The 2,359-nt window shown below is 47.5% G+C and carries 2 protein-coding genes; both read right to left on the reverse strand.

Annotated elements, in window-relative coordinates:
• On the reverse strand, window positions 1-1,427 hold a 1,427-nt coding region (gene pheT, locus AB4653_RS10975), incomplete at its 3' end, for a phenylalanine--tRNA ligase subunit beta (protein ID WP_372104152.1).
• Window positions 1,428-1,445: 18 nt separating this feature from the next.
• Window positions 1,446-2,359 (reverse strand): phenylalanine--tRNA ligase subunit alpha (gene pheS, locus AB4653_RS10980; protein ID WP_372104154.1); only part of this gene is annotated, 914 nt, incomplete at its 5' end.

Consider the following 2,359-nt stretch of genomic DNA (forward strand, 5'->3'; position numbering starts at 1 on the left):
CCGTAGATACGACCTACTTCTTCAATTAGGTCTTGCTCGATTGCGATATCAAAACGCCAAGATGGAGACGTTGCCGTCCAACCCGCTTCCGTCGTCTCCGTATCTTCTACAACAGAAACAGTACAACCTAGGCGAGTAAGAATTTCCACTACGTCTGTAGATGGGATTTCGTGACCTAGTAGGCTGTCTAGCTTAGCGCGACGTAGAGCAACTACGTTTGCTTTAGGTAGATCAGCTTCAGATTCGCTGCCGTTTACTGGCGCAACTTCACCACCACAGATTTCAACTAGAAGCTGTGTTGCACGCTCCATTGCTGCTGCTTGAAGTGTTGAATCAACACCACGTTCGAAACGTAGAGAAGAATCTGTGTGAAGGCCGTAAGCACGTGCGCGACCACGGATGTGATCCGGTGCGAAGAATGCCGCTTCAAGAAGAACGTCTGTTGTTTCAGTCGTAACACCTGAATCTTGACCGCCAAAGATACCAGCGATTGCTAGTGCTTTGTTGTGGTCAGCGATAACAAGTGTGTTGCTGTTTAGTTCAGCTTCGTTGCCATCTAGAAGTGTTAGCTTTTCGCCCTGCTCTGCTAGACGAACCACGATACCGCCTTCGATCTTAGCGAGATCAAATGCGTGCATTGGTTGGCCTTGCTCTAGCATCACATAGTTTGTGATGTCTACAACTGGGTCGATTGAACGGATACCACAACGACGCAGTTTTTCTTGCATCCAGATTGGAGATTCCGCTTTCACGTTTACGTTCTTAACCACACGGCCAAGGTAACGTGGACAAGCATCAGTTGCTTTGATTTCAACAGATACTGTGTCTTCAATGCTTGTTGCAACAGCTTCAACTGCTGGCTCTGTAACGTCTGCGCGGTTTAGTACGCCAACTTCACGAGCAAGGCCACGGATGCTGAAGCAGTCTGCGCGGTTTGCTGTTAGGTCTACGTCGATAGTTACGTCGTTAAGCTCAAGAAGCTCACGTACGTCCATACCTAGCGTTGTGCCTTCTGGCAGCTCAAGGATGCCGTCAGACTCTACGTCGATACCTAGCTCAGAGAAAGAACAAAGCATGCCGTGCGATGGAACGCCACGTAGTTTTGCTTTCTTGATTTTGAAGTCACCAGGAAGTACTGCGCCAACTGTTGCTACTGCTACAGTTAGGCCAAGACGACAGTTAGATGCACCACATACGATGTCTAAAAGCTCTTCTTCGCCGATATCAATTTTAGTTACTTGTAGTTTGTCTGCGTCTGGGTGCTGACCGCACTCAACCACTTTACCTACTTTAACGCCGGTGAATTCACCAGCAACAGGTTCTACATCGTCAACTTCCAAACCAGCCATAGTGATTTGGTGAGCTAGCTCTTCGCTGTTAATTGCAGGTTTAACCCACTCGCGTAGCCAAGATTCACTGAATTTCATAGTTTTGACTGCCCCGGATTACTTGAATTGTTTAAGGAAACGAAGGTCGTTCTCGAAGAACGCACGAAGGTCATTTACGCCGTAACGAAGCATCGTTAGACGCTCTACACCCATACCGAATGCAAAACCAGAGTATTTCTCAGGGTCGATGCCAACAGAGCGAAGTACGTTAGGGTGAACCATGCCACAGCCTAGAACTTCTAGCCATTTGCCATCTTTACGTTTCACGTCAACTTCAGCTGAAGGCTCTGTGAACGGGAAGAATGAAGGACGGAAACGCACTTCAACTTCTTCTTCAAAGAAGTTACAAAGGAAATCGTTAAGAATGCCTTTAAGTTGTGCGAAGTTTACGTTCTCATCAACTAACATACCTTCCACTTGGTGGAACATTGGCGTGTGAGTTTGATCGTAGTCGTTACGGTAAACACGACCCGGAGCAATGAAGCGGAATGGCGGTTTGCCGTTTTCCATCGTACGGATTTGAACACCAGAAGTGTGCGTACGTAGCATTAGATCAGGGTTGAAGAAGAAAGTATCGTGATCAGTACGAGCTGGGTGATCGTCTGCGATGTTTAGTGCATCAAAGTTGTGGAATGCATCTTCGATCTCAGGGCCAGACTCAGTGCTAAAGCCAAGCTCACCAAAGAACTGTTCGATACGCTCAACTGTGCGAGTAACTGGGTGAAGACCACCGTTCTCAATGCGACGACCTGGTAGGCTCACATCGATAGTTTCTTCAGCTAGTTTCGCTTCAAGCTCTGCACGTTGTAGTGCGTCTTTGCGAGCTGCGATCGCTTGTTGAACAGCACCTTTCGCTTTGTTGATCTCTTGACCAGCAGTGCGACGCTCTTCAGGTGGAAGTTTACCTAGGCTTTGTAGTTGAAGAGTTAGTTCACCCTTCTTACCTAAATACTGAACTCGCACTTCATCAA

Source organism: Vibrio sp. 10N.222.48.A3, assembly GCF_041475345.1.
Classification (GTDB): Bacteria; Pseudomonadota; Gammaproteobacteria; order Enterobacterales; family Vibrionaceae; genus Vibrio; species Vibrio tasmaniensis_A.